The sequence below is a fragment of the Lysobacter avium genome (assembly GCF_015209745.1).
Taxonomy (GTDB): Bacteria; Pseudomonadota; Gammaproteobacteria; order Xanthomonadales; family Xanthomonadaceae; genus Novilysobacter; species Novilysobacter avium.
In genome coordinates, this window is sequence record NZ_CP063657.1 from 2,317,117 (window position 1) to 2,343,306 (window position 26,190).

General features: G+C 66.0%; 24 protein-coding genes and 2 pseudogenes. 7 read left to right on the plus strand and 19 right to left on the minus strand.

Going from position 1 to position 26,190, the window contains the following annotated elements:
• Positions 1-77 precede the first annotated feature (77 nt).
• The 12 genes and pseudogenes from ybgC to INQ42_RS10495 all read right to left on the minus strand — a co-directional run bounded on the left by ybgC (position 78) and on the right by INQ42_RS10495 (position 11,065).
• On the minus strand, positions 78-515 hold the full coding sequence (gene ybgC, locus INQ42_RS10440) for a tol-pal system-associated acyl-CoA thioesterase (protein WP_194034209.1): 438 nt from the start codon (positions 513-515) through the stop codon (positions 78-80).
• Positions 516-533: 18 nt separating this feature from the next.
• Complete coding sequence (gene ruvB, locus INQ42_RS10445; RefSeq protein ID WP_194034210.1) at positions 534-1,598, minus strand: Holliday junction branch migration DNA helicase RuvB; 1,065 nt, start codon at positions 1,596-1,598, stop codon at positions 534-536.
• Between the two features lie 83 nt (positions 1,599-1,681).
• Complete coding sequence (locus tag INQ42_RS10450) at positions 1,682-3,523, minus strand: potassium transporter Kup (RefSeq protein WP_228064499.1); 1,842 nt, start codon at positions 3,521-3,523, stop codon at positions 1,682-1,684.
• 124 nt (positions 3,524-3,647) lie between these two features.
• The gene (gene ruvA / locus INQ42_RS10455) at positions 3,648-4,241 is read right to left on the minus strand and encodes a Holliday junction branch migration protein RuvA (RefSeq protein WP_193984421.1); all 594 of its coding nucleotides are present in this window, start codon (positions 4,239-4,241) and stop codon (positions 3,648-3,650) included.
• Complete coding sequence (gene ruvC / locus INQ42_RS10460) at positions 4,238-4,765, minus strand: crossover junction endodeoxyribonuclease RuvC (RefSeq protein WP_194034212.1); 528 nt, start codon at positions 4,763-4,765, stop codon at positions 4,238-4,240. Before ruvC ends, ruvA begins: the two co-directional genes overlap by 4 nt.
• Before the next feature lie 17 nt (positions 4,766-4,782).
• Complete coding sequence (locus INQ42_RS10465; RefSeq protein ID WP_194034213.1) at positions 4,783-5,514, minus strand: YebC/PmpR family DNA-binding transcriptional regulator; 732 nt, start codon at positions 5,512-5,514, stop codon at positions 4,783-4,785.
• A 110-nt stretch (positions 5,515-5,624) separates the two neighbouring features.
• Positions 5,625-6,296: an esterase/lipase family protein gene (locus INQ42_RS10470; protein WP_407070814.1), complete on the minus strand. Its 672-nt coding sequence runs from the start codon at positions 6,294-6,296 to the stop codon at positions 5,625-5,627.
• Positions 6,293-6,835 carry a DUF3016 domain-containing protein gene (locus tag INQ42_RS10475; RefSeq protein ID WP_194034214.1) on the minus strand — a complete coding sequence of 181 codons (543 nt, stop codon included), beginning with the start codon at positions 6,833-6,835 and terminating at the stop codon, positions 6,293-6,295. Before INQ42_RS10475 ends, INQ42_RS10470 begins: the two co-directional genes overlap by 4 nt.
• Before the next feature lie 89 nt (positions 6,836-6,924).
• Entirely contained in the window at positions 6,925-7,452 is a 528-nt protein-coding gene (locus INQ42_RS10480; protein ID WP_194034215.1) for a GNAT family N-acetyltransferase, read from the minus strand.
• A gap of 9 nt (positions 7,453-7,461) precedes the next feature.
• A complete protein-coding gene (gene aspS / locus INQ42_RS10485) occupies positions 7,462-9,234 on the minus strand; it encodes an aspartate--tRNA ligase (protein WP_194034216.1) in 1,773 nt (590 codons plus the stop codon).
• Between the two features lie 84 nt (positions 9,235-9,318).
• On the minus strand, positions 9,319-9,666 hold the full coding sequence (locus INQ42_RS10490; protein WP_194034217.1) for an FmdB family zinc ribbon protein: 348 nt from the start codon (positions 9,664-9,666) through the stop codon (positions 9,319-9,321).
• Positions 9,667-9,836: 170 nt separating this feature from the next.
• Positions 9,837-11,065 (minus strand): annotated as a pseudogene (locus tag INQ42_RS10495) (cation:proton antiporter).
• 148 nt (positions 11,066-11,213) lie between these two features.
• Here INQ42_RS10495 and INQ42_RS10500 point away from each other — a divergent pair.
• From INQ42_RS10500 to cysN, 6 genes are all read left to right on the plus strand, one after another.
• Complete coding sequence (locus INQ42_RS10500; protein WP_194034218.1) at positions 11,214-11,927, plus strand: SIMPL domain-containing protein; 714 nt, start codon at positions 11,214-11,216, stop codon at positions 11,925-11,927.
• A 103-nt stretch (positions 11,928-12,030) separates the two neighbouring features.
• Positions 12,031-12,846 (plus strand): DsbC family protein, encoded by an 816-nt coding sequence (locus INQ42_RS10505; protein ID WP_194034219.1) that lies wholly within the window; start codon positions 12,031-12,033, stop codon positions 12,844-12,846.
• Between the two features lie 138 nt (positions 12,847-12,984).
• Positions 12,985-13,731, plus strand: coding sequence for a CoA transferase subunit A (locus INQ42_RS10510; protein WP_228064348.1), 747 nt, complete (start codon positions 12,985-12,987; stop codon positions 13,729-13,731).
• Positions 13,731-14,363, plus strand: coding sequence for a CoA transferase subunit B (locus INQ42_RS10515; protein WP_194034220.1), 633 nt, complete (start codon positions 13,731-13,733; stop codon positions 14,361-14,363). The genes INQ42_RS10510 and INQ42_RS10515 overlap by 1 nt, the downstream gene beginning before the upstream one ends.
• 136 nt (positions 14,364-14,499) lie before the next feature.
• On the plus strand, positions 14,500-15,411 hold the full coding sequence (cysD, locus tag INQ42_RS10520) for a sulfate adenylyltransferase subunit CysD (RefSeq protein WP_194034221.1): 912 nt from the start codon (positions 14,500-14,502) through the stop codon (positions 15,409-15,411).
• Positions 15,411-17,348: a sulfate adenylyltransferase subunit CysN gene (gene cysN / locus INQ42_RS10525; RefSeq protein ID WP_194034222.1), complete on the plus strand. Its 1,938-nt coding sequence runs from the start codon at positions 15,411-15,413 to the stop codon at positions 17,346-17,348. The genes cysD and cysN overlap by 1 nt, the downstream gene beginning before the upstream one ends.
• Positions 17,349-17,449: 101 nt before the next feature.
• Here the strand turns inward: cysN and INQ42_RS10530 are convergent.
• The 4 genes and pseudogenes from INQ42_RS10530 to INQ42_RS10545 form a co-directional block, all read right to left on the minus strand.
• A pseudogene (locus INQ42_RS10530) lies at positions 17,450-18,013 on the minus strand (ABC-type transport auxiliary lipoprotein family protein); the annotation flags it as partial.
• Positions 18,010-18,936, minus strand: a complete 927-nt coding sequence (locus tag INQ42_RS10535; protein WP_194034223.1) for an MlaD family protein — start codon at positions 18,934-18,936, stop codon at positions 18,010-18,012. The gene INQ42_RS10535 and the pseudogene INQ42_RS10530, both read right to left, overlap by 4 nt.
• Complete coding sequence (locus INQ42_RS10540) at positions 18,936-19,751, minus strand: ABC transporter ATP-binding protein (protein WP_228064349.1); 816 nt, start codon at positions 19,749-19,751, stop codon at positions 18,936-18,938. The genes INQ42_RS10535 and INQ42_RS10540 overlap by 1 nt, the downstream gene beginning before the upstream one ends.
• The gene (locus INQ42_RS10545; RefSeq protein WP_407070767.1) at positions 19,748-20,896 is read right to left on the minus strand and encodes an ABC transporter permease; all 1,149 of its coding nucleotides are present in this window, start codon (positions 20,894-20,896) and stop codon (positions 19,748-19,750) included. Before INQ42_RS10545 ends, INQ42_RS10540 begins: the two co-directional genes overlap by 4 nt.
• A gap of 67 nt (positions 20,897-20,963) precedes the next feature.
• Between INQ42_RS10545 and INQ42_RS10550 the strand changes: the two genes are divergently transcribed.
• Complete coding sequence (locus INQ42_RS10550; RefSeq protein WP_194034225.1) at positions 20,964-22,235, plus strand: threonine/serine exporter family protein; 1,272 nt, start codon at positions 20,964-20,966, stop codon at positions 22,233-22,235.
• Positions 22,236-22,325: 90 nt separating this feature from the next.
• On the opposite strand, the gene INQ42_RS10555 is transcribed toward INQ42_RS10550, so the two are convergent.
• The 3 genes from INQ42_RS10555 to INQ42_RS10565 form a co-directional block, all read right to left on the minus strand.
• On the minus strand, positions 22,326-22,703 hold the full coding sequence (locus INQ42_RS10555; RefSeq protein WP_194034226.1) for an H-NS histone family protein: 378 nt from the start codon (positions 22,701-22,703) through the stop codon (positions 22,326-22,328).
• 146 nt (positions 22,704-22,849) lie between these two features.
• Positions 22,850-24,553 (minus strand): proline--tRNA ligase, encoded by a 1,704-nt coding sequence (locus INQ42_RS10560; RefSeq protein ID WP_194034227.1) that lies wholly within the window; start codon positions 24,551-24,553, stop codon positions 22,850-22,852.
• Positions 24,554-24,620: 67 nt separating this feature from the next.
• Positions 24,621-26,033 carry a mannose-1-phosphate guanylyltransferase/mannose-6-phosphate isomerase gene (locus INQ42_RS10565; RefSeq protein ID WP_194034228.1) on the minus strand — a complete coding sequence of 471 codons (1,413 nt, stop codon included), beginning with the start codon at positions 26,031-26,033 and terminating at the stop codon, positions 24,621-24,623.
• Between the last annotated feature and the right edge of the window lie 157 nt (positions 26,034-26,190).

Here is a 26,190-nt window from a genome sequence, read left to right on the forward strand (position 1 = left end):
GTGCGTGGGCGAAATATGCGTTGGATTGGGGATGGAAGCCTGGATATACATCGTCTTGTCGCGGTGGCCCGTGGCGGTCAGGTCGCGGGAAGCTGCTGCGCCTGCAACGCCTCCAGCAATGGCGAGGGAATCGCCCGTGGCCGGAAGCCGCCGGCATCCAGCGCGGCGATCCGTACCGTCGCGGTCAGCAGCAGGCGGCCTTCGCAGCGCACCTCCTGTACGAACACCGCGCTGGCGCGGCGGCATTCCTGCAACCCGACGCCGACCTGCAGGACGTCGTCGAGCCGCGCCGGTTTGAGGAAATCCATCTCCATCGCCCGGACTGCGAACACCAGACCATGCTCATGGCGCAGGAGTTCCTGACCGTAGCCCTGGTCGCGCATCCACTCGCTGCGCGCCCGCTCCAGGAAGGCGACGTAGCGCGCGTGGTAGACCACGCCACCAGCGTCGGTATCTTCCCAGTAAACACGGACGGGGAGGCTGAACGCAGGCATAGCGAAGGACTCCAGTGACATGCGGTGGGAACGGACCGGTTACTGGCCAGGAGAACCCGGCATGGCATCGCCGGAAACCGGGTCGTCGAAGAGCTCGCCCACCGGCGAGCGTGGGGTCAGGCCGATGTGGCGGTAAGCCTTGGGCGATGCGATGCGGCCGCGGGCGGTCCGGATCAGGTAGCCCTGCTGGATCAGGTAGGGCTCGATGACATCTTCCAGCGTACCTCGCTCCTCGCTGAGCGCGGCGGCGAGCGATTCCACCCCGACCGGGCCGCCATCGAAGGACTGGATGATGGTGCGCAGCAGGCGGCGGTCCAGCTCATCGAAGCCTTCCGGGTCGACCTTCAGCATCTCCATGGCGGCGATCGCGGTGGCATGGTCGATGATGCCGCCGGCGCGCACCTGGGCGAAGTCGCGTACGCGCCGCAGCAGCCGGTTGGCAATGCGCGGCGTGCCCCGCGAGCGCCGGGCGATCTCCGCCGCGCCTTCGGGCGCGCACGCTATGTCGAGTATTCCGGCCGAGCGCCGCACGATCCGGGTCAACTCCTCCGGGCTGTAGAACTCCAGCCGCTGGACGATGCCGAAGCGGTCGCGAAGGGGCGCAGTCAGCAGGCCGGCACGGGTCGTCGCGCCGATCAGGGTGAAGGGCGGCAGGTCGAGCTTGATCGAGCGCGCAGCGGGACCCTCGCCGATCATGATGTCGAGCTGGTAGTCCTCCATCGCCGGGTACAGGACCTCCTCGATCGCCGGCGACAGACGATGGATCTCATCAACGAACAGCACGTCGAACGGTTGCAGGTTGGTCAGCAGCGCGGCCAGGTCGCCGGCCTTCTCGATCACCGGGCCGGAGGTCTGGCGCAGGCCGACGCCCAGCTCGTTGGCGATGACGTGGCTCAGGGTGGTCTTGCCCAGGCCGGGCGGTCCGAAGATCAGCACGTGGTCGAGCGCCTCGCCACGCCCCTTGGCCGCCTCGATGTAGATCTTCATCTGCTCGCGGACGGGCACCTGGCCCAGGTACTCGTCCAGCCGCCGGGGCCGGATCGAGGTCTCGAGAGCCTCGTCCTCGGAGGTGGCGTCTGCGGCGATGATGCGGTCCTCGTTCATCGCGCTATGGTCGCATGGTGCGCGGCGCCCGGCATCGGTCGCTCACTGACGGACACGCGCACAGAGAACACCGCGCCAGGCAGTCAGATCTCCACCTGCGAGCCAAGCTCGACCAGCCGGTTGCCCGGGATGCGGAAGAACCCGGTCGCCGGCGCGGCATTGCGGTGCATGAAGGCGAACAGTTTGTCCCGCCACACCGGCATGCCGCCACGCGCTGCGGCCACCACCGTCTCGTGGCTGGCGAAGTAGGTGGTTTCCATGGGATCGAAGGCGATGCCGTCCTGGTCGCAGGAACGCATCAGCGCCAGCGGCACGTCCGGGGTTTCCATGAACCCGAAACGCACCACCACGCGATAGAAGTCATCCCCGATGGCATCGATCTGCAGGCGCCGCTCGCTGGGGGCGTAGGGGACCTTCAGGGTATCGACGGTCAGGAACACGTTGCGCTCGTGCAGCACCTTGTTGTGCTTGAGGTTGTGCAGCAGGGCGTGCGGCACCACGCCCTTCTCGGCGGTCAGGAACACCGCCGTGCCCGGCACCCGCACCGGCGGAGCCAGCATCAGGCCGGGCAGGAAGCTCTCCAGCTGGATGCCGCCCTTCTGCATCTCCTCGCGCAGCAACTCGCGGCCCCGGCGCCAGGTGCGCAGCAGGGTGAACAGGACGACGCCCACGGCGAGCGGAAACCAGCCGCCCTGCAGGATCTTGGCGCCGTTGGCGATCACGAAACCGATGTCGCCGATGATGAACACCACGCACAGCGGCAATACCCAGCGCCGCAGATGCTTCCAGGTCGCCTGGGCGACGATCGCCAGCAACAGGGTGTCTATCAGCATCGTGCCCGACACCGACACGCCGTAGGCGGTCGCCAGCGATGACGAGTTGCCGAACGCCAGCACCAGGGCGATCACCACCACCATCATTCCCCAGTTTACCGCGGGGATGTAGATCTGGCCGATCGTGTCGCGTGAGGTGTGCTTGGTGTGCATGCGCGGGATGTAACCCAGCTGCATCGCCTGGCGGGTGACCGAGAACGCGCCGGTGATGACCGACTGCGATGCGATCACCGTGGCCATGGTCGCCAGCACCACCATCGGCATCCGCGCCCACTCCGGCACGCCCACGTAGAACGGGTTGCGGATCGCGGCCGGATCCTCCAGCACCAGCGCGCCCTGGCCCAGGTAGTTGATCACCAGCGCCGGCAGCACGAACCAGTACCACGCGTAGCGGATCGGCTTGGCACCGAAGTGACCCATGTCGGTGTAGATCGCCTCGCCACCGGTCACCGCCAGCACCACCGCGCCGAGGATGAAGATGCCGTGCCAGTGGTGGACCGCAAAGAACTCCACCGCCCACATGGGATTGACCGCGTGCAGCACCTGCGGCGCGTGGGTGATGTTGAGGATCCCAAGTGCGGCCAATGACAGGAACCAGATCCCGGTGATCGGCCCGAACACCTTGCCCACGCGCCCGCTGCCAAAACGCTGGCTGGAAAACAGCGCCACCAGCACGACCACGGTCAGCGGGACCACCCAGGCCCCGAACTCGGGGGCGATGACCTCCAGCCCTTCCAGCGCGGAAAGCACCGAGATGGCCGGAGTGATGACCCCGTCGCCAAAAAACAGCGCCGCGCCGAACACGCCCAGGATGCCGACGCCGTAGGCCGACCGCGAGCCTTTGGGCAGGGTGCGCTGGGCCAGTGCCATCAGCGCCATGATGCCCCCCTCGCCCTCGTTGTCGGCGCGCATGATGATGGTCACGTACTTCACCGTCACCACCAGCATCAGCGCCCAGAACACCAGTGACAGGATCCCCAGCACGGTGTCGTGGTTGGCGGTCAGGCCGTAATGCGGACTGAAGGCTTCGCGCAGGGTGTACAGCGGGCTGGTGCCGATGTCGCCAAAGACGACGCCGATGGCACCCATCATGAGCCCGGCCAGCCCCACCTGGCCATGGCCGGCAGCGTCGGCGCGGGCGCCGTTGCCCGCGGGGGGAATCTTGGGTGTCGACATGGGGCAGTGGGTCAGCGGCGAAAACAGGTGAGCGGCACGCTCAACGAAGCGCGGACTGTAACGCCTTGCGGATGATGGCGGCGGCGTCATCGGCCGCGCCGGGGGAAGCGTCACGCACCATACGCGCAGCTTCGGCCGGTTTGTAGCCCAGTTGCTGCAAGGCAATGACCGCCTCGCTCTGCGGATCGCGGGGGATGTCGGAGGGCGACAGGATCACGCCCTCCCCGCCCATGTCGCCGGCGCGGTCGCGCAGCTCGACGACCATTCGCTCGGCGGTCTTCTTGCCGATGCCGGGGATGCGGCACAGCGCGGCCACGTCGCTGGCCTGCACGGTGCGGACGAAATCGTCGACGCTGATGCCCGACAGGATCGCCAGCGCGATCTTCGCGCCGATGCCCTTGACCTTCTGCACCTCGCGGAAGAGCTGGCGCTCGGAATCGCGCAGGAAGCCGTACAGCGAAACGCTGTCCTCCTTCTGCGCGTAGTGGGTGAACAGCGAGACTTCCCGGCCCAGCTCGGGCAGGTCGTAGAAGGTGCTCATCGGCGCCTCCAGCTCGTAGCCCACGCCATTGACGTCGACCACCAGCCAGGGCGGCTGCTTGTGGATGACGTTGCCTTTCAGTCTGCCGATCATGTGCCGCGTCTCCGTAATTGGGTCACCGCCACTCCGGTGCGGGCCGCGGTGGCACTCATGTGCGCGTGGGTCAGGGCGACTGCCAGCGCATCGGCGGCGTCCGCCTGCAGCTTCATCGCCGACAGGTTCAGCAGCAACCGGACCATGTGCTGGACCTGCAGCTTGTCCGCCGCGCCCTTGCCGACCAGCGACTGCTTGATCACCCGCGGGGCGTATTCGCTGATCGCAAGCTTGCGCCGCACCACCGTCGCCATCGCCGCGCCGCGGGCGTGGCCGAGCTTGAGCGCGGACATCGCCGACTTGTCCATGAACACGGTCTCGATGGCGACCTGCTGCGGCTGCCACTGGTCGAGCACGCGCTCCAGGCCTTCGCAGAGAAGCCCCAGGCGTGCCGGGAAGTCCGGCGCCGACAGCAGCTTGAGCGCCTCGCAGTGCACGTAACGGCAGCGCCCGTCGCTGCCCACGTCGATCACCCCGATCCCCGTCCACTGGGAACCGGGATCAATGCCCAGGATGCGGATCACGTCGCCGGCCCACGCCCTCAGGCGTAGGCGTCCAGGCCGAGGTCGGCGTTGGAGTAGACGTTCTGCACATCGTCGAGGTCTTCCAGCCAGGCCAGCAGCTTGACCACCTGCTCGGCCACCTCGCCCTCCACAGCGATGTCGTTGTCGGCGCGCCAGGTCACCTCGGCGTGGCCGGGCGGATGACCGGCGTCCACCATCGCCTGCTTGACCGCCTCATAGGCGTCCTGGGTGGTGAACACCTCGATCGCGCCGTCTTCGGGGTAGACCACGACATCGTCCGCGCCCGACTCGATGGCCGCGTTGGTGATGCCGTCCTCGTCGGCATTGGCCCCGTAGGTCAGCACGCCCAGCTTGTTGAACATGAAGGCAACCGAGCCGTCGGTACCCAGGTTGCCGCCGAACTTGCCGAATGCGTGGCGCACGTCGGCCACGGTGCGGACCTTGTTGTCGGTCAGGCAGTCGACTATCACTGCGACTCCGCCGGGCGCGTAGCCCTCGTAGCGGATTTCCTCGTAGTTGACGCCTTCCAGCTCGCCGGTTGCCTTCTTGACCGCGCGCTCGACGACGTCCTTGGTCATGTTGGCGCTGTAGGCCTTCTCGATGGCCGAGCGCAGGCGCGGATTGCTGGTCGGGTCGCCCCCGCCGGCACGCGCGGCGACCGAAATCTCGCGGATGAGCTTGGTGAAGATCTTGCCGCGCTTGGCGTCCGAGGCGTTCTTGCGACCCTCGATTGACGGTCCCCTACCCATGTGCAGTGTCCAATTGAGTGAACGGTGACAGCCGGATACTTTACTCCAACCAGTGAAGCCGGGCCGCCGGTGGGCGAACTCTGTCGGCCCGCCCCAATGGGCTTGGCACCTCATCGGCCATGGTCGAAGCGACCGCTGAGCAGGAACGCGATGACCTGGCGCGACACGGGCGCGGAGAGCAGCATGCCGCTGTGGCTGGTCGGCAACACGATGTGATCCGCCAGCCCCGGTACCCGGGTCTCCGCGATCGCCACGGTGCCGTCGCTGGAGCCGCCGAAGTCGCCAAAGAAACGTCCGAGACCGCGACCCGAGTTGCCGGCCACCATGCCCAGCTCTGCGTCGCCGTCCCACGCCTGGCAGCCCCGGCGCAACAACCGCGCGCTGCGGCCCAGAAAGCGTCGAAGCACCGGCAGTTGCGCGATCCCTGTGGCCGCCGCGCTGCCGGCCAGCGGCGTGCCCAGACAGACGACGCGCCGCACCGGCAAGCCCGGCTCGCGCTCCAGTGCGCGCACGGCGATCAGCCCGCCGAGGCTGTGGGCGACGATGTCCGCCGGTTCGCGCAAGGCCTCCGCCAGCTCGGGGACGGCCCGTGCGGGGCCGCCGCCAACGGTGTCATAACCGAAAAATTCGGGCGCAAACCCGGCGCGCCGCAACCGACGCGCATGCCAGGCCATGCATGCACTGGGCATCCAAAGGCCGTGCAGCAACAACACGCGACGGCCCGGCGCACCCGCATGATCGGAACTGGCGGGATTGCCCTCGGCGTCTGCCGCCACGCTCAGGGCGCCGTGAATTCCCGGCGCAGCCAGTCGTCCAGCACGCGCTTCTCGTAACGCAAGGGATCGTTGTCGCGGCCGATGCCGGAACGCGACAGGTAGGCCATGTCGGTGAGCTGTCGGCGGCCTTCGTCGATCACCTGCCCCGCTGCATCAAGACGGCGGAACTCCAGGGTGATCCGCGGCGGGTAGATGTCGCGCATCATCCGCACATCGTCATAGCGCGGGCCCTGCCACGGCTCGTACTCGCCGGCGCGGTCCACGTCGAGCAAAGTCACCTGCAGTTGTTCACCGGCGGGCAGGCGGCGCTCCGCCTGGGTCCGCAGGTAGGTCGCCAGCTGCTCGATCCAGACGCCACGCCGGGTATCGATGAGGTCGCGGCCGTAGCTGATTTCGCGGAACGTGGCCGGATCGTTCCACGCGACCTGGACCGGTCCCACCGCGGGAAGCTGGCCGGGCCCCGCACCGGCCACCGGTGTGCTTGCGCAGGCGGCGAGTCCAAGGGTCAGAACGCATGCGGCGATGCCCGCAGTCATGGCTTTCATGGTCGAACTCCCTGTGCCGAGTGAGCCTCCATTCTGCCTCGTTGCAGGGGGCAGCACCGTGTAGGTGCGGGTTGGCTGGCGAAGCCCGTTCAGGCCAGCGGCACGGGCGGGCGACGCAGGACGAACTCGTGATCGCGGACGCGACCGACCGGGAATTCGTAGTCGCCGACGTGCTGGAAGCCGCGACGGGCGTAGAACCGCTGGGCGGCGAGGTTGCGCGACCAGACTCCCAGCCACAGCGTGCGTGGCCCGTCGCGCAGCAGCCACTCCAGCGCGACCCGACACAGCTCGCCGCCGAGCCCTCCGCCCTGCATGTGCGCCAGCAGGTACAGGCGCTTGAGTTCGCCATCGGCGGGATGGACGTCCGGATGCGGCAGTCCGCACGGGCCGGCCGCGGCATGGCCGACCGCCTCGCCGTCCTGCTCCACCAGCCAGACCCCGTAGGCCGGGTGGGCCAGGATGGTCCGCTGCCGATCGACCGTGTAGTTCTCGCCCAGGAACGCAGCCAGATCCTCAGCCGGATAGAGGTGGCCGAAGGTCTGGGAGAAGGTGCGCGTGGCCAGGTCCGACAGCGTTGCCGCGTCGGCGACCGTGGCCCGGCGGATCACGGGGGTCATGGCTGAAACCTACTTTTTCGGGCGCACCGCAATGTGGATCTCGGCCAGTTGCTCATCGGCGATCGGCGATGGCGCGCCGGTCATCATGCATTGCGCACCGGTGGTCTTGGGGAAGGCGATGACGTCGCGGATCGACTCGGTGCCGGCCATCAGCGCGGCGATGCGGTCGATGCCGAAGGCGATGCCGCCGTGCGGGGGCGCGCCGTACTTGAGCGCGTCCAGCAGGAAGCCGAACTTCGCCTGCTGCTCGTCGGCGTCGATGCCCAGCAGTTCGAACACCGCCGCCTGCATCGCCGGGCGATGGATACGGATCGAGCCGCCGCCGATCTCGTTGCCGTTGAGGACCATGTCGTAGCCGCGCGAGACCGCCGTGTGTGCATTGGCCCGCAGCGAATCGACATCGTCCACAGCTGGCGCGGTGAACGGGTGATGCAGGGCGACGTGGCGCTGGGCCTCCTCGTCCCACTCGAACATCGGGAAGTCGGTGACCCACAGCGGCGCCCAGCCCTCGCGGACCAGCCCCAGGTCCTTGCCGACCTTCAGCCGCACCGCGCCCATGAAGTCCGTGGCGGTGTTCCACGCGGCTGCGCCGAACAGCAGCAGATCGCCGGCGCTGGCGGCCGTGGCCTGCACGATCGCCGTCAGCGTCGCATCGTCGAGGAACTTGGCGATCGGCGAATTGACGCCCTCGCGGCCCATCGCCGGGTCGGTGACCTTCATCCACGCCAGGCCCTTGGCGCCGTACTTGGCAGCGTGAGCGCCGACCTCGTCGATCTGCTTGCGCGACAGGGTTGCGCCGCCGGGCACGCAAAGGGCGACCACCCTGCCCTTCGCATCGTTGGCCCAGTCGGTGAAGACCTTGAACTCGCAGTCCTTGACCAGTTCGGCGATATCGGTGAACTCCATCGCGATGCGCAGGTCCGGCTTGTCGGAACCGAAGCGACGCATCGCCTCCGCCCAGGTCATGCGCGGGAAGGGCTGCCCCAGCTCGACGTCCATCACCTCGCGGAAGGCATCGCGGATCATCGCCTCGGCGGTGTCCTGGACGTCGGACTCCTGCACCCAGGCGAATTCCATGTCGAGCTGGGTGAACTCGAGCTGGCGGTCGGCGCGCAGGGCCTCGTCGCGGAAGCAGCGGGCGATCTGGTAGTAGCGGTCGAAGCCGGCCACCATCAGGATCTGCTTGAACAGCTGGGGCGATTGCGGCAGGGCGTAGAACTCGCCGGGATGCATCCGCGCCGGCACCAGGAAGTCGCGCGCGCCTTCCGGGGTCGCCTTGGTCAGGATCGGGGTTTCGATGTCCTGGAAATCCCGCTCGTCCAGCCAGCGGCGCAGCGCGCGCACCAGCCGGGTGCGGGTGCGCATCTTGCGCTGCATCTCCGGGCTGCGCAGATCCAGGTAGCGGTACTTGAGGCGGATGTCCTCGCCCGGGTTTTCATGGGCGTGGAACGGCAGCGGCTCGGCCTTGTTCAACACCTCGATGGCCGTTGCCACCATCTCGACCTGGCCGGTCGGGATCTTGTTGTTGACCGATTCGCGCCGGCGCACCTGGCCGGTCACGCGCAGACAATCCTCGTAGCCCACATGCGCGGCGGTGGCGATGACGCGGTCGTTGCCTTCCACGTCCGCCGGCTCGGCCACCACCTGGACGATGCCCTCGTGGTCGCGCAGATCGATGAAACACAGGCCGCCCAGGTCGCGGGCGACGTCGGCCCAGCCGCACAGGGTCACGGTCTGGCCGATCAGGCTTTCATCGATCAGGCCGCAGAAATGGGTACGCATGGTGGCTCCGGAAACGGGACGCGCCGGGCAGTCCCGGCTGGACCGGCTAGTTTAACGGGCTGGCTGCCCGTTCCGGGAACCCGTTCAGGCGCCGGCGGCTGGCGCCGGCTTGGCTGTGGCCGGCGCACCCGCGGTCGCTTTGGCTTCCGCCGGCTTCGCCTCGGGCTTCGCTTCGGGCTTGGCCTCGCCGCTCTTCGCTGTCGCATTCGGCGCTGCACCGTCGCCGGCCAGGTTGCGCTTCGTGTCGCCGTCCTTCTTGAAGTCGGTCTCGTACCAGCCGGTGCCCGACAGGCGGAACTGCGGCGCGGTCAGCTGGCGCTTGAGTTCGGGCTTGCCGCACACCGGGCAATCGATGGGATCGGCATCGGACAGTTTCTGCAGGCGATCAAAATCGTGACCGCAGGCGGCGCATTCAAAAGCATAGATCGGCATGGGAACAGAACCCTTGAGTGAGCAAACGCGTCGGATCGACAGTCGGTGAGCTGCGCCGGCCGGGAACCCCGTTTATCGCGGTATTTGCGGCGCGGTGCGCGAGGTAGCTGGAATGGGGACGAAAGCCGCCCGTTCAAGTCGCGCCTGGAAGTGCCCATGCGTCCGGGCACTTATATAGTTGTGTTTGGCCCGTGCGACACCGCAGGCGCCTCGCCCGCGTCGCCCGCAGTGCCCATCCGGTCCTCCGGATGCGGCGGCAGCGGAGCGTCGAACAGGTCGACATCGAACGGGGAGCGGAACACCAGCGACGGCAGCAGCGTGTTTAGCGTGGTGTAAAGGATAAGCGCGCCAAACAAGGTGGCGGACAGATCGAACTCCTTGTGCAGGATATTGGCCAGCACCAGCGTGAAAACCAGCGTCGGGGCCAGCGCGACGGAGACCTTCAGGCTGCTCTTGTGTCCCTCGCCAAACATCACCCGGCGCTGCAGCCAGACCAGGCCGATCCGCAGCGGCACGATCACCAGTGTCAGCACGACACCCAGGCCGGCGGCCTCCCAGGTCAGCGCATCGCGGGAGATCTCGGTGCCGGCGTGGAAGAAGTAGAAGGGCACGAAGAAGGTCGCAAACAGGCGCAGGGCGTGGATGTTTTCGTCCGAGGCCAGCAGCGGCATGCGAAAGCGCAGCAGGCGCGCGACCAGGCCGGCGATGAATGCGCCCACCAGGTAATACACGCCAAGGCTGTAGGTGATGTACGCCGCCACCATGCCGACCATCACCAGCAGGGAAAATTCCGAGCCCGGCGCGTGCGGCATCACCCAGCGGCCGAGCGCGATGAACACCAGCGGCAGGCCGACCATCATCAGCACCATCGCCCCGGAGGAAATCGCCAGCTGGGTGGGGTCGCCCGCCTGTAGGACCACGAACAAGGCCGTCAGCGCCAGCAGTTCACCGGCAATCGCCTTGCTGGTCACCCAGAACCGCTCATCCGCGTTCAGCCCCAGGCGCTCCAGCGTGTCGACGATGAAGCCGGTGGACGGCGTCAGCAGCGCCAGTGAGACCAGCGCCGCGGCCTGCCATCCCAGCTCGGCGTACTTCCACCCCAGCCAAGCGACGCCGACAAGGCAGGCGATCTGGGTGGTGAGGTAGACCAGCAGCCGGCCGACCTCCTTGCGCAGCGCCGTGACCTCGACCTCGAGCCCCGCGAACAGGAACAACGAGGAGATGCCCAGGGTGGAGAGCAGCACGATTACCGAGTCGTTCATGCGCTCCCCCACAACAACACCGCTCCCAGGCCCAGCAACAGGCAGGTGATCGGAGCCGGCAACTGGAAGCGTTGCAGCGCGCGGGGGATGACCAGCAGGCCGAATATCAGCAGCAGGTAGATCAGTTCGTTGTTCATGGCAGCAGCCGTGGGCGCACGCGACGTCGGCGTGCATAGTCGGCGCCCCGGGGGCCACTGACAACCCCGACCGGTCTTGGGGAGTCAAACCTGCTGAAGAGATCCGGGTTGTGTACGCTTGCCTGACACCACGTCGGAAAACCCGAAGATGTCCAATATCACCGTCCGCCCCGCGCTCCCGATCATCGCCGCCGCCCTGTTGATGGTCGGCCTGGCTGGCGCCGGCTGGTTCGCCGCCAAGGGCATGGAACGTCTCAAGACCGCCGACCGCTACGTGGTGGTCAAGGGCTCGGCCGAGAAGATCGTGGATGCCGACCTGGTGGTGTGGCCGCTGCCTCATACCGTCGGAGGCAATGACCTTGGCGAGGTCCAGCGCCACCTGGACGCGAACACCGCGATCATCCGCGGGTTCTTCGAGGCCGCCGGTTTCAAGCCCGATGAGATCGTGGTGTCGCCGCCGCGGCTGGAAGACCGCTGGGCGTGGGCCTACGGCGACAGCCGGCCGCCGGAGCGCTACCGGTACGCGACCACGGTCAGCCTGCGCACGACCAACGTCGCGGGCGCGCTGGAAGCCGTCCGGCGCACCGGCGAGCTGGTGACCCAGGGCGTGATGATCGGCGAGGACAGCTCGCCGGAGTTCGACTACACCAAGCTCAACGACATCAAACCGGCACTGATCGCCGAGGCAACAGCGGCCGCGCGCGACTCCGCGGTCCAATTCGCCAAGGACTCCGACTCACGCCTGGACGGGATCCGCAGTGCCAACCAGGGCGTGGTCAGCATCAGCGACCGTGACCAGAGCAGTCCGCAGATCAAGCGGGTGCGCGTGGTGACGACGGTGGAATACTTCCTGCGCGATTGAAGCCGGCACGCGAGCAACGGTCGCCGTGCAGGCGCCGCGTGCAACAATCCGTTCCCCTTATTTTTGCGTCGCGCATGGCGCGTCCGCACCGTCAGGAACCTCCATGAAGCGACTCCTACTTGCCGCGGCGTTCGGCATGCTCAGCATCTCCGCGTGCGCCAAGGCCCCCGCCACCGCCGACGATGTCGAGGCGGCACAGGCCGCTGCAGCGAACGCCCCCGAGTCCACGAAGCCGGCGCCCGGCTCCCCCGAGGAGCGCGCGGTCGCCGCCATCGCCGCGCTCAACCCCGAGGTCAAGGTCGAGTACGTCGGCAAGGCCCCCATGCCCGGCTTCCGCGAGGCGGTCGTCGGCGGGCAGGTCATCTACGTCAGCGACGACGGGAATTACCTGTTGTTCACCGGCGCCGGCGGCGCGCTGCTCGACACCCGGACCCAGAAGAACCTCAGCGAAGCCACCCTGGGTGGCATGCGCAACAAGCTGTTGAAGACGATTCCGGCGAGCGAGCGGATCGTGTTCGCTCCGCCCAACCCCAAACACACCGTCACCGTGTTCACCGACGTGGAATGCGGCTACTGCCGCAAGATGCACGAGGAGATCAAGCAGTACAACGCCGAGGGCATTGCGGTGGAATATCTGGCGTTCCCGCGGATGGGGATCGGCAGCGAAGGCTATAACGACATGGTCTCGGTCTGGTGCTCGCCCGACCGCAAGAGCGCGCTGACCAGGGCCAAGTCGAGCGGTGAGGTGGAGAGCCGCAACTGCCGGAACACCGTGGCCGACCAGTACAAGGTGGGCCAAAGCGTCGGGCTGACCGGCACGCCGATGATCATCGCCCGCGACGGCAGCCAGCTCGGCGGCTATCTGCCTGCCAAGGCGCTGCGAGCCGCACTGGACAAGCTGGAAGCCAGCGACGGTTGACCACCCACTGATGACCGTGGCGGCGCCGCCTGCGGGCGGCGTCATTGCATCTGGCCCGCGACCATTGGCCGAACGTACGCTTCGGCCCGCAGCGGGCGTCGCGCTAGACTGGCGTCATCCCGAACAAGGAGTTTCGTCATGGCCCAGGCCAGTGCCGTGTCACCGCCGGTCGGCGGAGCAAAAAGCAAGATCTACCCCGATGCAAACACCGCCCTGCAGGGTGTCGTGGCCGATGGCCAGACCTTGGCGGTTGGCGGATTTGGGCTGTGTGGCATCCCAGAGGCACTGATCGAGGCCCTGCGCGACTCCGGCGTGACCGGGCTGACCGCGATCTCCAACAACGCCGGCGTGGATGGCTTCGGCCTGGGCCTGCTGCTGGAGACGCGCCAGATCCGCAAGATGGTGTCGTCCTACGTCGGCGAGAACAAGGAATTCGAACGCCAGTTCCTGGCCGGCGAGCTCGACCTGGAATTCACCCCGCAGGGCACCCTGGCCGAGCGCCTGCGCGCCGGCGGCGCGGGTATCCCGGCCTTCTTCACCGCCACCGGCTACGGCACCGTGGTCGCCGAGGGCAAGGAGACCCGCGAGTTCAACGGCAAGCATTACGTCATGGAGACCGCGCTGGTCGCCGATGTGGCGCTGGTCAAGGCATGGAAGGCGGACAAGGCGGGCAACCTGCTGTTCCGCAAGACCGCGCGCAACTTCAACCCGGCCTGCGCCATGGCGGGCAAGGTCTGCATAGTGGAAGTGGAAGACATCGTCGAGGTCGGCCAGATCGACCCCGACCAGGTGCACCTGCCGGGCATCTACGTGGACCGGATCGTGCACAACCCGAACCCGGAGAAGCGCATCGAGCAGCGCACCGTGCGCGAAGGAGGCAAGTAATGGGCTGGTCACGCGAGCAGATGGCGCAGCGCGCCGCGCAGGAACTCACCGACGGCGCCTACGTCAACCTGGGCATCGGCCTGCCGACCATGGTCGCCAACTACATCCCCGACGGCATGGACGTGTGGCTGCAGTCGGAGAACGGCCTGCTCGGCATCGGACCGTTCCCGACCGAGAACGAACTGGACGCCGACCTGATCAACGCCGGCAAGCAGACCGTCACCGCGCGCCCGGGCGCGAGCTATTTCGGCAGCCACGACTCGTTCGCGATGATCCGCGGCGGCCACATCAACCTGGCGATCCTGGGCGCGATGGAGGTCACCGACAAGGGCGACCTGGCCAACTGGATGGTGCCGGGCAAGATGGTCAAGGGCATGGGCGGCGCGATGGACCTGGTCGCCGGCGTGCAGCGCGTGGTCGTGCTGATGGAGCACACCACAAAGAAAGGCGAGCCGAAGATCCTGCCCGAATGCACGTTGCCGTTGACCGGCCTGGGTGTCGTCAACCGCATCATCACCGACCTGGCAGTCATGGACATCACCGACGATGGACTGAAGCTGGTCGAGCTGGCGCCGGGCGTGAGCGAGGACGAACTGCGCAGCAAGACCGGGGTTGAGTTCACCCAGGCTTGAGCGGTGCCTGATCTGAATGACGAGGCCGCCTGAGGGCGGCTTCGTTGTTTTGGCGTACTTGCCGGGAAGGGGCGCACGGCCTATGCAGTAGCATCAAGCGTTGTCCCGCCCTGCCCGGGCCCAACCCACACCGCACATGCCCGAGTCGACCACCCTCACCCACCTTGACCGCCTGGAAGCGGAGAGCATCCATATCCTCCGGGAGGTCGCGGCGGAGTTCTCCAAGCCGGTGATGTTGTACTCCGTCGGCAAGGACAGCTCGGTATTACTGCACCTGTTGTTGAAGGCCTTTCATCCCGCCCGGCCGCCGATCCCGTTGCTGCATGTGGACACCGGTTGGAAGTTCGCGGAAATGATTGCCTTCCGCGATCGTCGTGCCCGCGAGACCGGCGTCGAGCTGCACACGCATATCAATCCCGAGGGTCTGGCTGACAGGGTTGGACCGCCGACCCACGGCGCGACTGTCCACACCGACGTGATGAAGACCCAAGCCTTGAGACAGGCGCTTGATGCTGGTGGCTTTGATGCCGCGATCGGTGGGGCCCGGCGCGACGAGGAAAAATCCCGCGCCAAGGAACGCATCTTCTCGTTCCGCAACAACAACCACCGCTGGGACCCGAAAAACCAGCGCCCCGAACTGTGGAATATCTACAACACCCGCATCCACAAGGGCGAATCGGTGCGGGTATTTCCGATCTCCAACTGGACCGAGCTGGATGTCTGGCTGTACATCCTGCGCGAGAGCATCCCAGTCCCGTCGCTGTATCTCGCTGCGCCGCGCCCCGTGGTGGAACGCGACGGCGCTCTGATCATGGTCGATGACGATCGCCTGCCACTGCGCCTCGACGAAACGCCGGTGATGAAAATGGTGCGTTTCCGGACGTTGGGCTGCTACCCGCTGACCGGTGCCATTGAGTCCAATGCCGACACGCTGGAAAAGGTGATCGCCGAGATGCTGGTGACCACGACGTCGGAACGCCAGGGACGGGTGATCGATCACGATCCTGCGGCATCGATGGAGAAGAAGAAACTGGAAGGCTATTTCTGATGGGCGCCACAAGTGACGGCAGCGCCGTAAAAATCACTCGCAAGGCTGTCCACGCAAACGATGCTGGCGATTCGTCCGGCGCGATAACCGAATACCTGCAACGTCACGAAGCCAAGGGCTTGTTGCGCTTCATTACCTGCGGCAGCGTGGATGATGGCAAAAGCACCCTGATCGGCCGGCTGCTGTACGACGCACGGGTGCTGTTGGACGACCAGGCCGCAGCGCTGGTCGCCGACGTCGCCCACACCGGCGCCAACGGTAATGGGATCGACTTCGCATCGCTGGTAGATGGACTCAGCGCCGAGCGCGAGCAGGGCATCACAATCGACGTCGCGTACCGCTACTTCGATACCGACAGGCGCAAGTTCATCGTCGCCGACTGCCCGGGACACGAGCAATACACCCGCAACATGGCGACCGGCGCATCCACGGCGGATCTGGCCATCGTGCTCGTGGATGCCCGCAAAGGGTTGCTCACACAGACACGGCGCCACAGCTACATCCTGTCCCTGCTGGGTATCCGGGACGTGGTGTTGGCCGTCAACAAGATGGATCTCGTCGACTATCGCCGGAACGTATTCGAGGCGATCGCAGACGACTACCGTCAACTGGCCGCACAGCTCGGCATTGATAAGGTCACCTGCATCGCACTCTCGGCGCTGAAGGGCGATAACGTGCTGGAACGCTCCCCGCATATGCCGTGGTACCAGGGACCGCCTTTGCTGGGTCACCTGGAAAGCGTCTTGATAGATCCAGCCACAACGACAGGTGGATTCCGTCTGCCAGTGCAATGGGTGTGTCGATCGGACCAGGATTTCCGTGGGTTTGCCGGCACGCTGTTGGCGGGATCCGTGGCAGTCGGCGATGCAATCACCGTGTCGCCTTCGGGCAGCGCCTCGACCGTGACCCGCATATACAGCGGAGATAGCGTGGTAACCCGGGCCGGTCCAAGCCAGGCCGTCGTGGTTGGCCTGGCCGACGAGATCGACATCGGCCGCGGCGATATCATCTGCGCGGCCGATGCTCCGCTGGAAGTGGCCGACCAGTTTGCCGCCAACCTGCTGTGGTTTGACGCGCAGCCGCTGCTTCCCGGCCGCCCCTACTGGCTCAAGATCGGCGCCCGCACGGTCGGCGCAACCGTCACCGAGTTGAAGTACCAGATCGACGTCAACACCCAGACCCACCTGGCTGCCAAGTCGCTCGAATGCAACCAGGTCGGGTACTGCAACCTGTATCTCAGTGGGCCGATCGGCTTCGAATCCTATTCTGACAGCCGCGCACTGGGCGGTTTCATTCTGATCGACCGCCAGAGCAACGCGACGGTGGCCGCGGGCACCCTGGACTTCGCGCTGCGCCGTGCCGGCAACATCCGCTGGCAGCACGTCGACGTGGACAAGACCGCACGTGCGCTGATCAAGCACCAGCGGCCGCGATGCCTCTGGTTCACCGGGCTGTCGGGTGCCGGGAAATCCACCATCGCCAATCTGGTAGAAAAGCAGCTTCTGGCGATGGGCCGGCATACCTACCTACTGGATGGCGACAACATCCGCCACGGCCTCAACAACGATCTTGGCTTCACCGACGAGGACCGCGTAGAAAACATCCGTCGCGTGGCGGAAGTGGCGCGCTTGATGGTGGATGCGGGACTGGTGGTGCTGGTGAGCTTCATATCGCCGTTCCGCGCGGAGCGGAAGATGGCACGGCGCATGTTCAGTGATGGCGAGTTTCTCGAGGTTTTCGTTGACACGCCCCTTGCGGCAGCCGAGAAACTGGATCCCAAAGGCCTCTATGCGAAGGCCCGCGCCGGCGAGCTGCGCAACTTCACCGGCATCGATTCGCCGTACGAGGTACCGGAGAACCCGGACATCGTGCTTGACACGCAGAAGCACGACGCTGAAACCCTTGCCGGGATGCTGGTGCGGGCGTTGGAGGATTGAGCAAGCCTGGACGACTGCCCCGTCGCCAGAACCCAACCCACGATCTCGCCGGTCACCGCGTGCAGCGCCTGGTCGAATGCCTGCACCACGTCCTCGATCGAGGTAGTGGCGGCTGGCGCCTGCTGCAGGAACGTGCGCGAATCGACAACGCTCTGGCTGGCGATGTGCAGCAGCTTGGCGTTGACCTCGATCACCACGGTCGGCGGCATCCCCGGCGCGGCATAGTCGGACTCGAAGCGACGCAACTCCAGCATCAGCCGGTATTTGGCACTCATTCCGCTGCCCTGCCGGGCCACCGCGCCGATGCGCCCGGAGTCTTCCAGGGTGCGCAGTATCGCGCCTTCCAGCATGTCGGTCGGAATCCGGGCCCAACTGGCTCCCTTGTAGATCTGCAGCTCGTTGGCGGCCGGGCGCACCGCGATGCGCAGGCTGTCGCCTACCCGTGTTGCGTTCACCTTGGCCAGCGAGAGCTGCCAGTCCACTTTCGACCAGGCGGGATCGGCCTGCACCCGCGGGTCAAGGTCGTACACCGTCGCCCGATCCCGCGTGTTGTTGCCCAGCACCGAACACGCCGAAAGCAGGATGCAAACGACAATCATCAATGACGCGCGGGCCCATCGAAGCCAACGCGAGCGCGACGGGAAGGTTGGCATGTGCGAATTCATTCGGGTTCGAACTCCTTGAGCGCGTCGCGGCCGAGCAGGTAGCGGGCCGGGTTGCTGTCGAGGCGGTCACTCACGCGCCGCAGGTCGCGCACCAGCCCACGCAGTTCGCTCAGCGTGGGCCCAAGCTGGGACAGGCCGTCATTGGCGAAGCTGTTGATGGCGGCGCGGTTGTCATTGATGATTCCATCGGCCCCGGTCGCGGCCGAGTCGAGGCGGGTCAACGTGCTGTCCAGCCGCGCGACGAGCTCAGGCAGCTTGCTCACCAGTTCGCGGTCGATGCTCAGCACGGCCTTGTTGGCATTGCCCATGGTCGCTTCCAGCTGCTCGCTCGACGCGCGCGCATTGGCGATCAACGCCCTCAGGTCTTCGCGCTGGTCGGAAATCGCCCCGGTCAGTGTCTCGATATTGGCCAGCGTCTGCGCGACGCTCTCGACGTTCTCCTCGCTCAACAACTGGTCCATGCGCGCGACGAGCCGGTTGGCGGTATCGGCGATGTTCTGCAGCGCGGAGGCCTCGGTCTGGATTACCGGAATATCGCTCTTGTCCTCATCCACCAGACGCGGACTGGCAGGATCGCCTCCCGTCAGCTGGATGATGGGGCTGCCGGTAATGCCGGTCATCGACATCTTGGCGCGCGTGTCCGTCTTCACCGGCGCGCTGGCCTGGACCTTGAGCGTGGCGATCACCCTGCGCGGATCATCCGGTGCCAGCCGCAGCTTCTCCACGGTGCCGACGGAAATGCCGTTGTACTGCACGCTGCTGCCTTCGCTCATGCCCGTGACCGGCTCGTTGAAGATCACCCGGTAGCTTTGCCAGCTTTTGTCGGTCGAGTACTTCGCCGCCCACAGGGCGAAAAACAGCAGGAACAGCGTCAGCACGATGGTGAAGGCACCGATCAGGACGTAGTTGGCCTTGGTTTCCATCAGGGGGAGACCTCGTTGGGCGGGCGGGCTGCCGCGCCGGCGTCCTGCGCGGCGCGGGCACGGGGGCCGTGGAAGTATTCACGCACCCACGGGTGTTCGCATTGTTCAATTTCATCGATCGGGGCGCAGGCCACGACCTTGCCGTCAGCGAGCACGGCGATGCGGTCACATATAGCGTAGAGGGTGTCGAGGTCGTGTGTGATCAGGAACACCGTCAGGCCCAGTGCCTGCTGCAAGGTGCGGATCAGCCGATCGAACGCGGCCGCGCCGATTGGATCCAGGCCGGCGGTGGGTTCGTCGAGAAACAGCAGCGGCGGATCCAGCGCCAGGGCGCGGGCGACGCCCGCGCGCTTGCGCATGCCGCCCGACAGCTCTGAGGGAAACTTCTCCAGCGCATCGCCGGGTAGGCCCGACAGTTTCACTTTCAGCAGCGCGAGCTCGTAGCGCAGCGAGTCCGACAGGTCGGGACAGTATTCCTTCAGCGGCACCTCCACGTTCTCCCCCACCGTCAGCGAAGAGAACAACGCACCGTCCTGGAACAGCACGCCGGTGTTCTGCTCGATATGCCGGCGCGTCGCGTTGTCGCTGCTGCGCGCATCCACGCCCAGTACCTCGATGCTGCCTTCGTTGGGGCGGCGCAGGCCAAGGATGGAGCGCATGAGGACGGACTTGCCGGTACCCGAGCCACCCACGACGCCGAGGATCTCTCCGGGCATCACGTCCAGGTCCAGGCCGTCGTGCACCACCTGCGCACCGAAGCGGTTGACCAGTCCGCGTACGCGGATGATCGGCGCGGGATCCGCAGCCGCCGTCACCAGCCCATCTCCATCAGCCAGATGGCAAAGAACGCGTCCAGCACGATCACCAGCGATATCGATTGCACCACGCTGGAGGTGGTGCGCTCGCCCAGCGATTGCGCGGTGCCCTTCACCTGCAGGCCTTCCAGGCAACCGATCAGGCTGATGACCAGGGCAAACACCGGCGCCTTGCCGAGCCCGACCCACAGATGCTTCAGCGACATCGTGTCCTGCATCCGCGTCAGGTATTGCTGCGGCGGGATGTCAAGGTTGAATGCGCCGACGGTCAGCCCTCCCAGCAGTCCGGCCATCATCGCCACGAACGTCAGCAGCGGGAGGGTCACCAACAGCGCGAGCACGCGCGGAATCACCAGTAAATCGACCGGATCCAGGCCCAGGGTCCGCATGGCGTCGACCTCCTCGCGGCCCACCATGGCGCCGATCTGCGCGGTGAACGCGCTGGCGGTGCGGCCGGCAAGGATGATCGCGGTCAGCAGAACGCCGAACTCGCGCAGGAACGCGATGCTGACCAGCTCGACCACGAAGATGGTGGCACCGAAGTCACGCAGGACGTTCGCGCCGAGAAACGCAACCACCGCGCCTACCAGGAAGCACAACAGCGCCACCAGTGGCACCGCGTCAAGACCCACCTGCTCCATATGGAAAACGGTGGCGATCGGGCGGAATCGCCTTGGATCGCGGACCAGCCGCAACATCTTGACCAGCACCTCGCCGAAGAATCCCAGCAGCGAACGCGCCTCGCGCCAATTGCCGGCCACAGCGCGACCCAGCCGCGCGAGTGCTTCGCGCACGCCGAACTCGCGCGGACGGGGCAGTCGCTCATCGGTGACATCGTCGATTACCGCAACCAGTGCGCGATGGTCGGGGTGGAATTCAAACTCCTGGAACTCCAATTCGCGCTCCCGTGCGAAGCGCAGCAACTGCAGCACGCCCAAGGAATCGAGCCGGTCCACGCCGGTGGCATCCAGCACGCGGGTGTCTTCTGACATCGAGGCGAGCTGATCGCCGACCGCCTGCGCCTGCTCAAGTGTCCATTGGCCGGTGAGCACCTGGCGACCGGCGTCGCGGTCATCGGGGGCGAAGCTCGGCGGAGAAGGGTCGGATTCACTCATGGGTGGTCGAAGGATACATGCGTGACCCATGCACGACGCGTGTGGTCCGGGCGTATTCAAGAGCTCCCTGCGGGAGCGCGCATGCGATCCTAGGGCGATGATCAGCACGCCATCCCACGCCACTGCGGCCATCCCGCTGAGCAACGCCAGCTATCCGGACCGCATCGCCTTCATGGTCGAGCTCGCCGAGCGCCTGCACCTGTACGGCACGACCGCGCAGCGACTGGAAGGAGCCCTGCTGTCAGTCGCCGATCGCCTGCGCGTGGACTGCGAGCCATGGGTCAGCCCCACGGCGCTGATCATGTCATTCAGCGACCCGCAGCAGTTGCCCGGCCATAGCGACATCACCCGCGTGATCCGCCTGCCTCCCGGCGACACGGACCTGCAGCGGCTGGTGGAGACCGACCGCATCGCCGAGGCGGTGATCGCCGGGGAGATGGGGCTGGCAGCCGCGTTCGAGGCATTGAGCGAGTTGGACACCCCACCCTCCCGCTGGTCCCAGGCCTTGCATGTCATGGCCTTTGGACTTGTGGCGGCGGCCGTTGGTGGACTGCTGCGGCTGCCGTGGCTGGACATCGCAGTGGCTGGATTCAACGGGCTGCTGATCGGCCTGCTCAGCCTGCTGGCGGCGTCCCGGCCACGACTGCGGGAAGCGTCCGACGCGCTGCTGGCGATGGTCGCCACGCTCGTGGTCGTGCTGGTGGCCACCTTCATTGCACCGCTCAACCAGAACACGGTGATCATCGCCTCGCTGATCGTGTTGCTGCCGGGTCTCTCGCTGACCAACGCCATGAACGAGTTGACCAGCCAGCACCTGGTGTCCGGCACGGCGCGCGCGGCGGGAGCGCTGTCCACCGTGCTCAAGTTGACCTTGGGGACGGTGATCGCCCTTTACCTGGCTCACCTAATTGGCCTTGAGCCGGCGGTGCGCGCACTGCGCCCGCAGCCGCCGTGGGTGGAATGGCCCGCGCTGGCCGCCGCGTCGCTGGCGTTTGCGGTGTTGTTCCGCGCGCACGTGCGCGATTACCCGCTGGTGATGTTGTCCGCCGCGGCGGGCTATCTCATCTCACGCTACGGGGGGCTGGCCTGGGGCAGCCCGGTCGGGATCTTCCTGGCGGCGCTGGTGTTGACGGTCGCTGGGAACGGCTATGCGCGCTGGTTTGACCGCCCCGGCGCGCTGGTCCGGGTGCCCGGAATTATCCTGCTGTTGCCGGGCAGCGTCAGCCTGCGCGGGATGATGGACCTGATCCAGCGCCAGGATGTCGCCGTAGGCCAGGATGCACTGATGGCGGTGGTGAACATCCTGTTGGCGGTCATTGCCGGACTGCTGTTTGGCAACCTGCTGCTGCCAACCCGCAAGAACCTGTAGAAAATCGAAAAGAAAACGCCGGCATTCGCCGGCGTTCTCCTTTGCTGCTCCCATTGCCTGGAACAGCAGCAACCAGGCTGCACCCGAGCATCAACCCTCGGGGTTGATCAGGAACTCGTCGCGGTTACGGCCGGCATCGGTGAATGCGGTCAGCCAGCGCGGCTGGCGGCCACGGCCGGTCCAGGTCTCGTTGGCGTTTTCCGGATTGCGGTATTTCGGCGCCACCTTGCCCGTGGTCTTGCGCGCCTTGCGCGGCGCACTCGTGCGCGTACGCGTTTCAGCGGGAGCCGCGCCGGATCCACCAAACAGCTCGGCAATCGTGTATCCCTCGTTTTTGGCAGCCTGCATCACGCGCTTGCGCGCCTGGGTGATCGGCTTGCGCTTGCTGAGCGTGGTCTTGCGCTTCTTCGCCTCGTTGATCAGGGCGGTGAGCTCTTTTGCCGACAGGGATTCAATATCAACTGACATGGGGGATTCTCCGGGAAGTGATGGAACTCGACCGTGGCACGGCCGACGAGGTAATACTAGGCCGATCAGCTTGCTTAGTAAACGCAGCTTATTATCGAAGCCGGCCCTGCACTCGCTTTTTGAACCCGGGTTTGCCGAATGAGCGGTTAGATCGCCGCTCCAACCCGCGTCAGCAACGCGTCGAGCCCGATGTTTTCAGACGCTTCGGCCAGGCGATGACGGTATTCAAAGGTGCCGGCGACAATACCGCGCTCTGAAACCACGATCCTGTGCGGAACACCGATCAACTCCATGTCGGCAAACATCGCCCCCGGCCGCAGGCCCCGATCATCCATGGCCGCTTCGATGCCCATCCCGTTCAATTGACGATGCAGCGCTTCGGCCGCCACCACCACCGCCGGATCCTTTTTCGGATTGATGATGCATATCACCGCCTGCCAGGGCGCCATTGCCTCGGGCCAGACGATCCCGCTGGCATCGTGATTCTGCTCGATCGCTGCGGCCACGATGCGTGACACGCCCACGCCGTAACAGCCCATGGTCGGCGTCACGGCCTTGCCGTTGGCGTCCTGCACCGTGCAATCCATGGCCTTGGCGTAAGTTCGACCCAGCTGGAAAATGTGGCCCACTTCGATACCGCGGGCAATCTGGAGCTTGCCACTGCCGTCGGGCGAAGGATCTCCGGCCACGACGTTGCGGATATCGGCCACCACGTCCGGTTCCGGCAAGTCGCGACCCCAATTGACGCCCGCCAGATGGAATCCCTTTTCATTGGCGCCGACGACGAAGTCGGCCATTGCCGCGACGCTGCGATCGGCGATGACGTGCACCGGTTTCCCGGGCATTACCGGACCAATGAAGCCGGGCTCCGTGCCGAGGTTCTCGAGAATCTCGGCCTCTGTCGCCATCCGGTATTCGGCCAGTCCGGGAAGCTTCGCCAGCTTGATCTCGTTGATCTGGTGATCGCCGCGCACCAGCGCGAGGACGAAGCCTTGCTCCCCGATCAAAGCAATGGATTTGACGGTACGCTCCAGACCGGTTCCGAGAAGTTCCGCCACCGCCTCGCAGGTGCGTTGATACGGAGTTTCCACCCGGGTCATGTCCGCGCCCGCGGCGGCCCGCGAACCCGGCGCAAGCGCCTCGGCCAGCTCGACATTGGCGGCATAACCGGAGGCATCGGAGAACGCGATCGCATCCTCACCGGACGCGGCCAGCACGTGGAACTCGTGCGACGCGCTGCCCCCGATCGCACCGGTATCGGCAAACACCGCGCGGAACTCCAACCCCAGGCGGGTGAATATGCGGTTGTACGCCTCGTGCATCACCTCGTACTGGCGGTCCAGGTCGGCGTCATCAAGATGAAAAGAGTAGGCGTCCTTCATCAGGAACTCGCGAGCGCGCATGACCCCGAAACGCGGCCGGATCTCGTCGCGGAATTTGGTCTGGATCTGGTAGAAACACGCCGGCAGCTGCTTGTAGCTGGCCAGTTCCTGGCGCGCAAAATCGGTGATGACTTCCTCGTGGGTCGGGCCGTAGCAGTACCAGGCGTCCTTGCGGTCCTGGATCTTCAGCAACTGGCCGCCGAACTTTTCCCAGCGCCCGGTTTCCTCCCACAACTCGCGAGGCTGTACCGAAGGCATAAGCATCTCGATCGCGCCGGCAGCATCCATCTCCTCGCGCACCACGCGCTCGACCTTGCGCAGCACGCGCAGCCCCAGCGGCGTCCAGGTGTAGAGGCCGGAGGCGAGCTTGCGGATCATGCCGGCCTTGAGCATCAGCTTGTGGCTGATGATTTCCGCCTCGGCGGGGACTTCCTTGCTGGTGTGGAGATGGAATTGCGAGAGGCGCATGGCGGCACCGGCAGAATGATCGGGCGCCTATTCTGCCTCAGTGCGCGCGGTACCGGCCGACCTGTGTTCAGGACCGGCCGTACACATCCTCCAGGCGAACGATGTCGTCCTCGCCGAGGTAACTTCCCGACTGCACCTCGATCAACTCGACCGGTCCGGTGCCTCGATTGCGCAGCCGGTGCACGCTACCCAGCGGAATGAATGTGCTCTCGTTCTCGTGCAGGTCGAACACGCGCTCGCCGCAGGTCACCTCGGCAGTCCCCGACACCACGACCCAGTGCTCGGCGCGGTGCCGGTGCTTCTGCAGGCTCAACGCCGCGCCGGGCTTGACCACGATGCGTTTGACCTGGAAACGCTCACCCACGCCGATGGAGTCGTAGCTGCCCCAAGGGCGATAGACCTTGCGATGGAACAGGTGCTCGCTGCGCCCGGCCGCCTTGAGCTGGTCGACCACGAGTTTCACGTCCTGGACCCGGTCCTTGCGCGCCACCAGCGTGGCGTCCGGCGTATCGATGATGATCAGATCCTCGACGCCGATGGTTGCAATCAGGCGACGTTCCGATGCCTTCACCAGACTGCCGGTGGTGTCCACCGAGATCACGTCGCCTTCCTGGCGGTTGCCGTCGGCGTCGTGCTCGGCGACCGACCACAGGGATGACCACGAGCCGATGTCGCTCCAGCCGCAACTGACCGGTACAACGGCGGCGCGGTCGGTTTTCTCCATGACCGCGTAGTCGATGGAGTCACTGGGACTGGCCGCGAAGGCGGTCTCGTCGATCCGGATGAAATCCAGATCAGTGGAGGCCTTCGCCCAGGCGCGCTCGACCGCATCGACAATCGTCGGAGCATGCCGCGCAAGCTCGTCCAGATAGCCACGGGCACTGAACAGGAACATTCCCGAGTTCCACGCGTAGTCGCCGGCGTCCAGATACTGCTGCGCGGTTTCCAGATCGGGCTTTTCCACGAATCGGTCGATGCCATAGCCGTCGGTGCCCAACGCCCCGCCCTGACGGATGTAGCCGTAACCGGTTTCCGCGTAGTCGGGGGTGATGCCGAAGGCAACCAGCCAGTCCTGTTCGGCCAACGACAGCGCGCGGCCGACGGCGTCGCGGAACGCCGCCTCGTCCTCGATCAGGTGATCGGCGGGCATCACCAGCAATGTCGCCTCGGGATCGGTGCGCAATGCCTGCATCGCCGCCAGCGCGATGGCCGGCGCGGTATTGCGGGCCAACGGCTCCAGCACGATGCCGCCATTGCCCATCGCAATTGCCTGCAACTGCTCGCCCACCATGAACCGGTGCAACTGGCTGCAGATGGTAATCGGCGGCTGCACGCCGGGCAGACGGCTGGCCCGCAGTACGGTCTCCTGATACAGCGAGCGCTCTCCAATCAGGGTCAGGAACTGCTTGGGCTGGTTCTGGCGCGAAAGCGGCCATAGACGGGTACCGCTGCCGCCGCTCAGCACAACCGGATGAAGCATGCCGATTCCTTGGGATTATGTGCCCGACAGGATAGCCCGCTGCACGCTGCGATGCAGGTCGCGCTCGGATAGAATGGGCGTTCTTTCGGCCCCTGATCCAGGCTTTTCCGGAGCGGCCGCAGACGTAAAGCAGACTCATCAAGGACCCCCCACAACG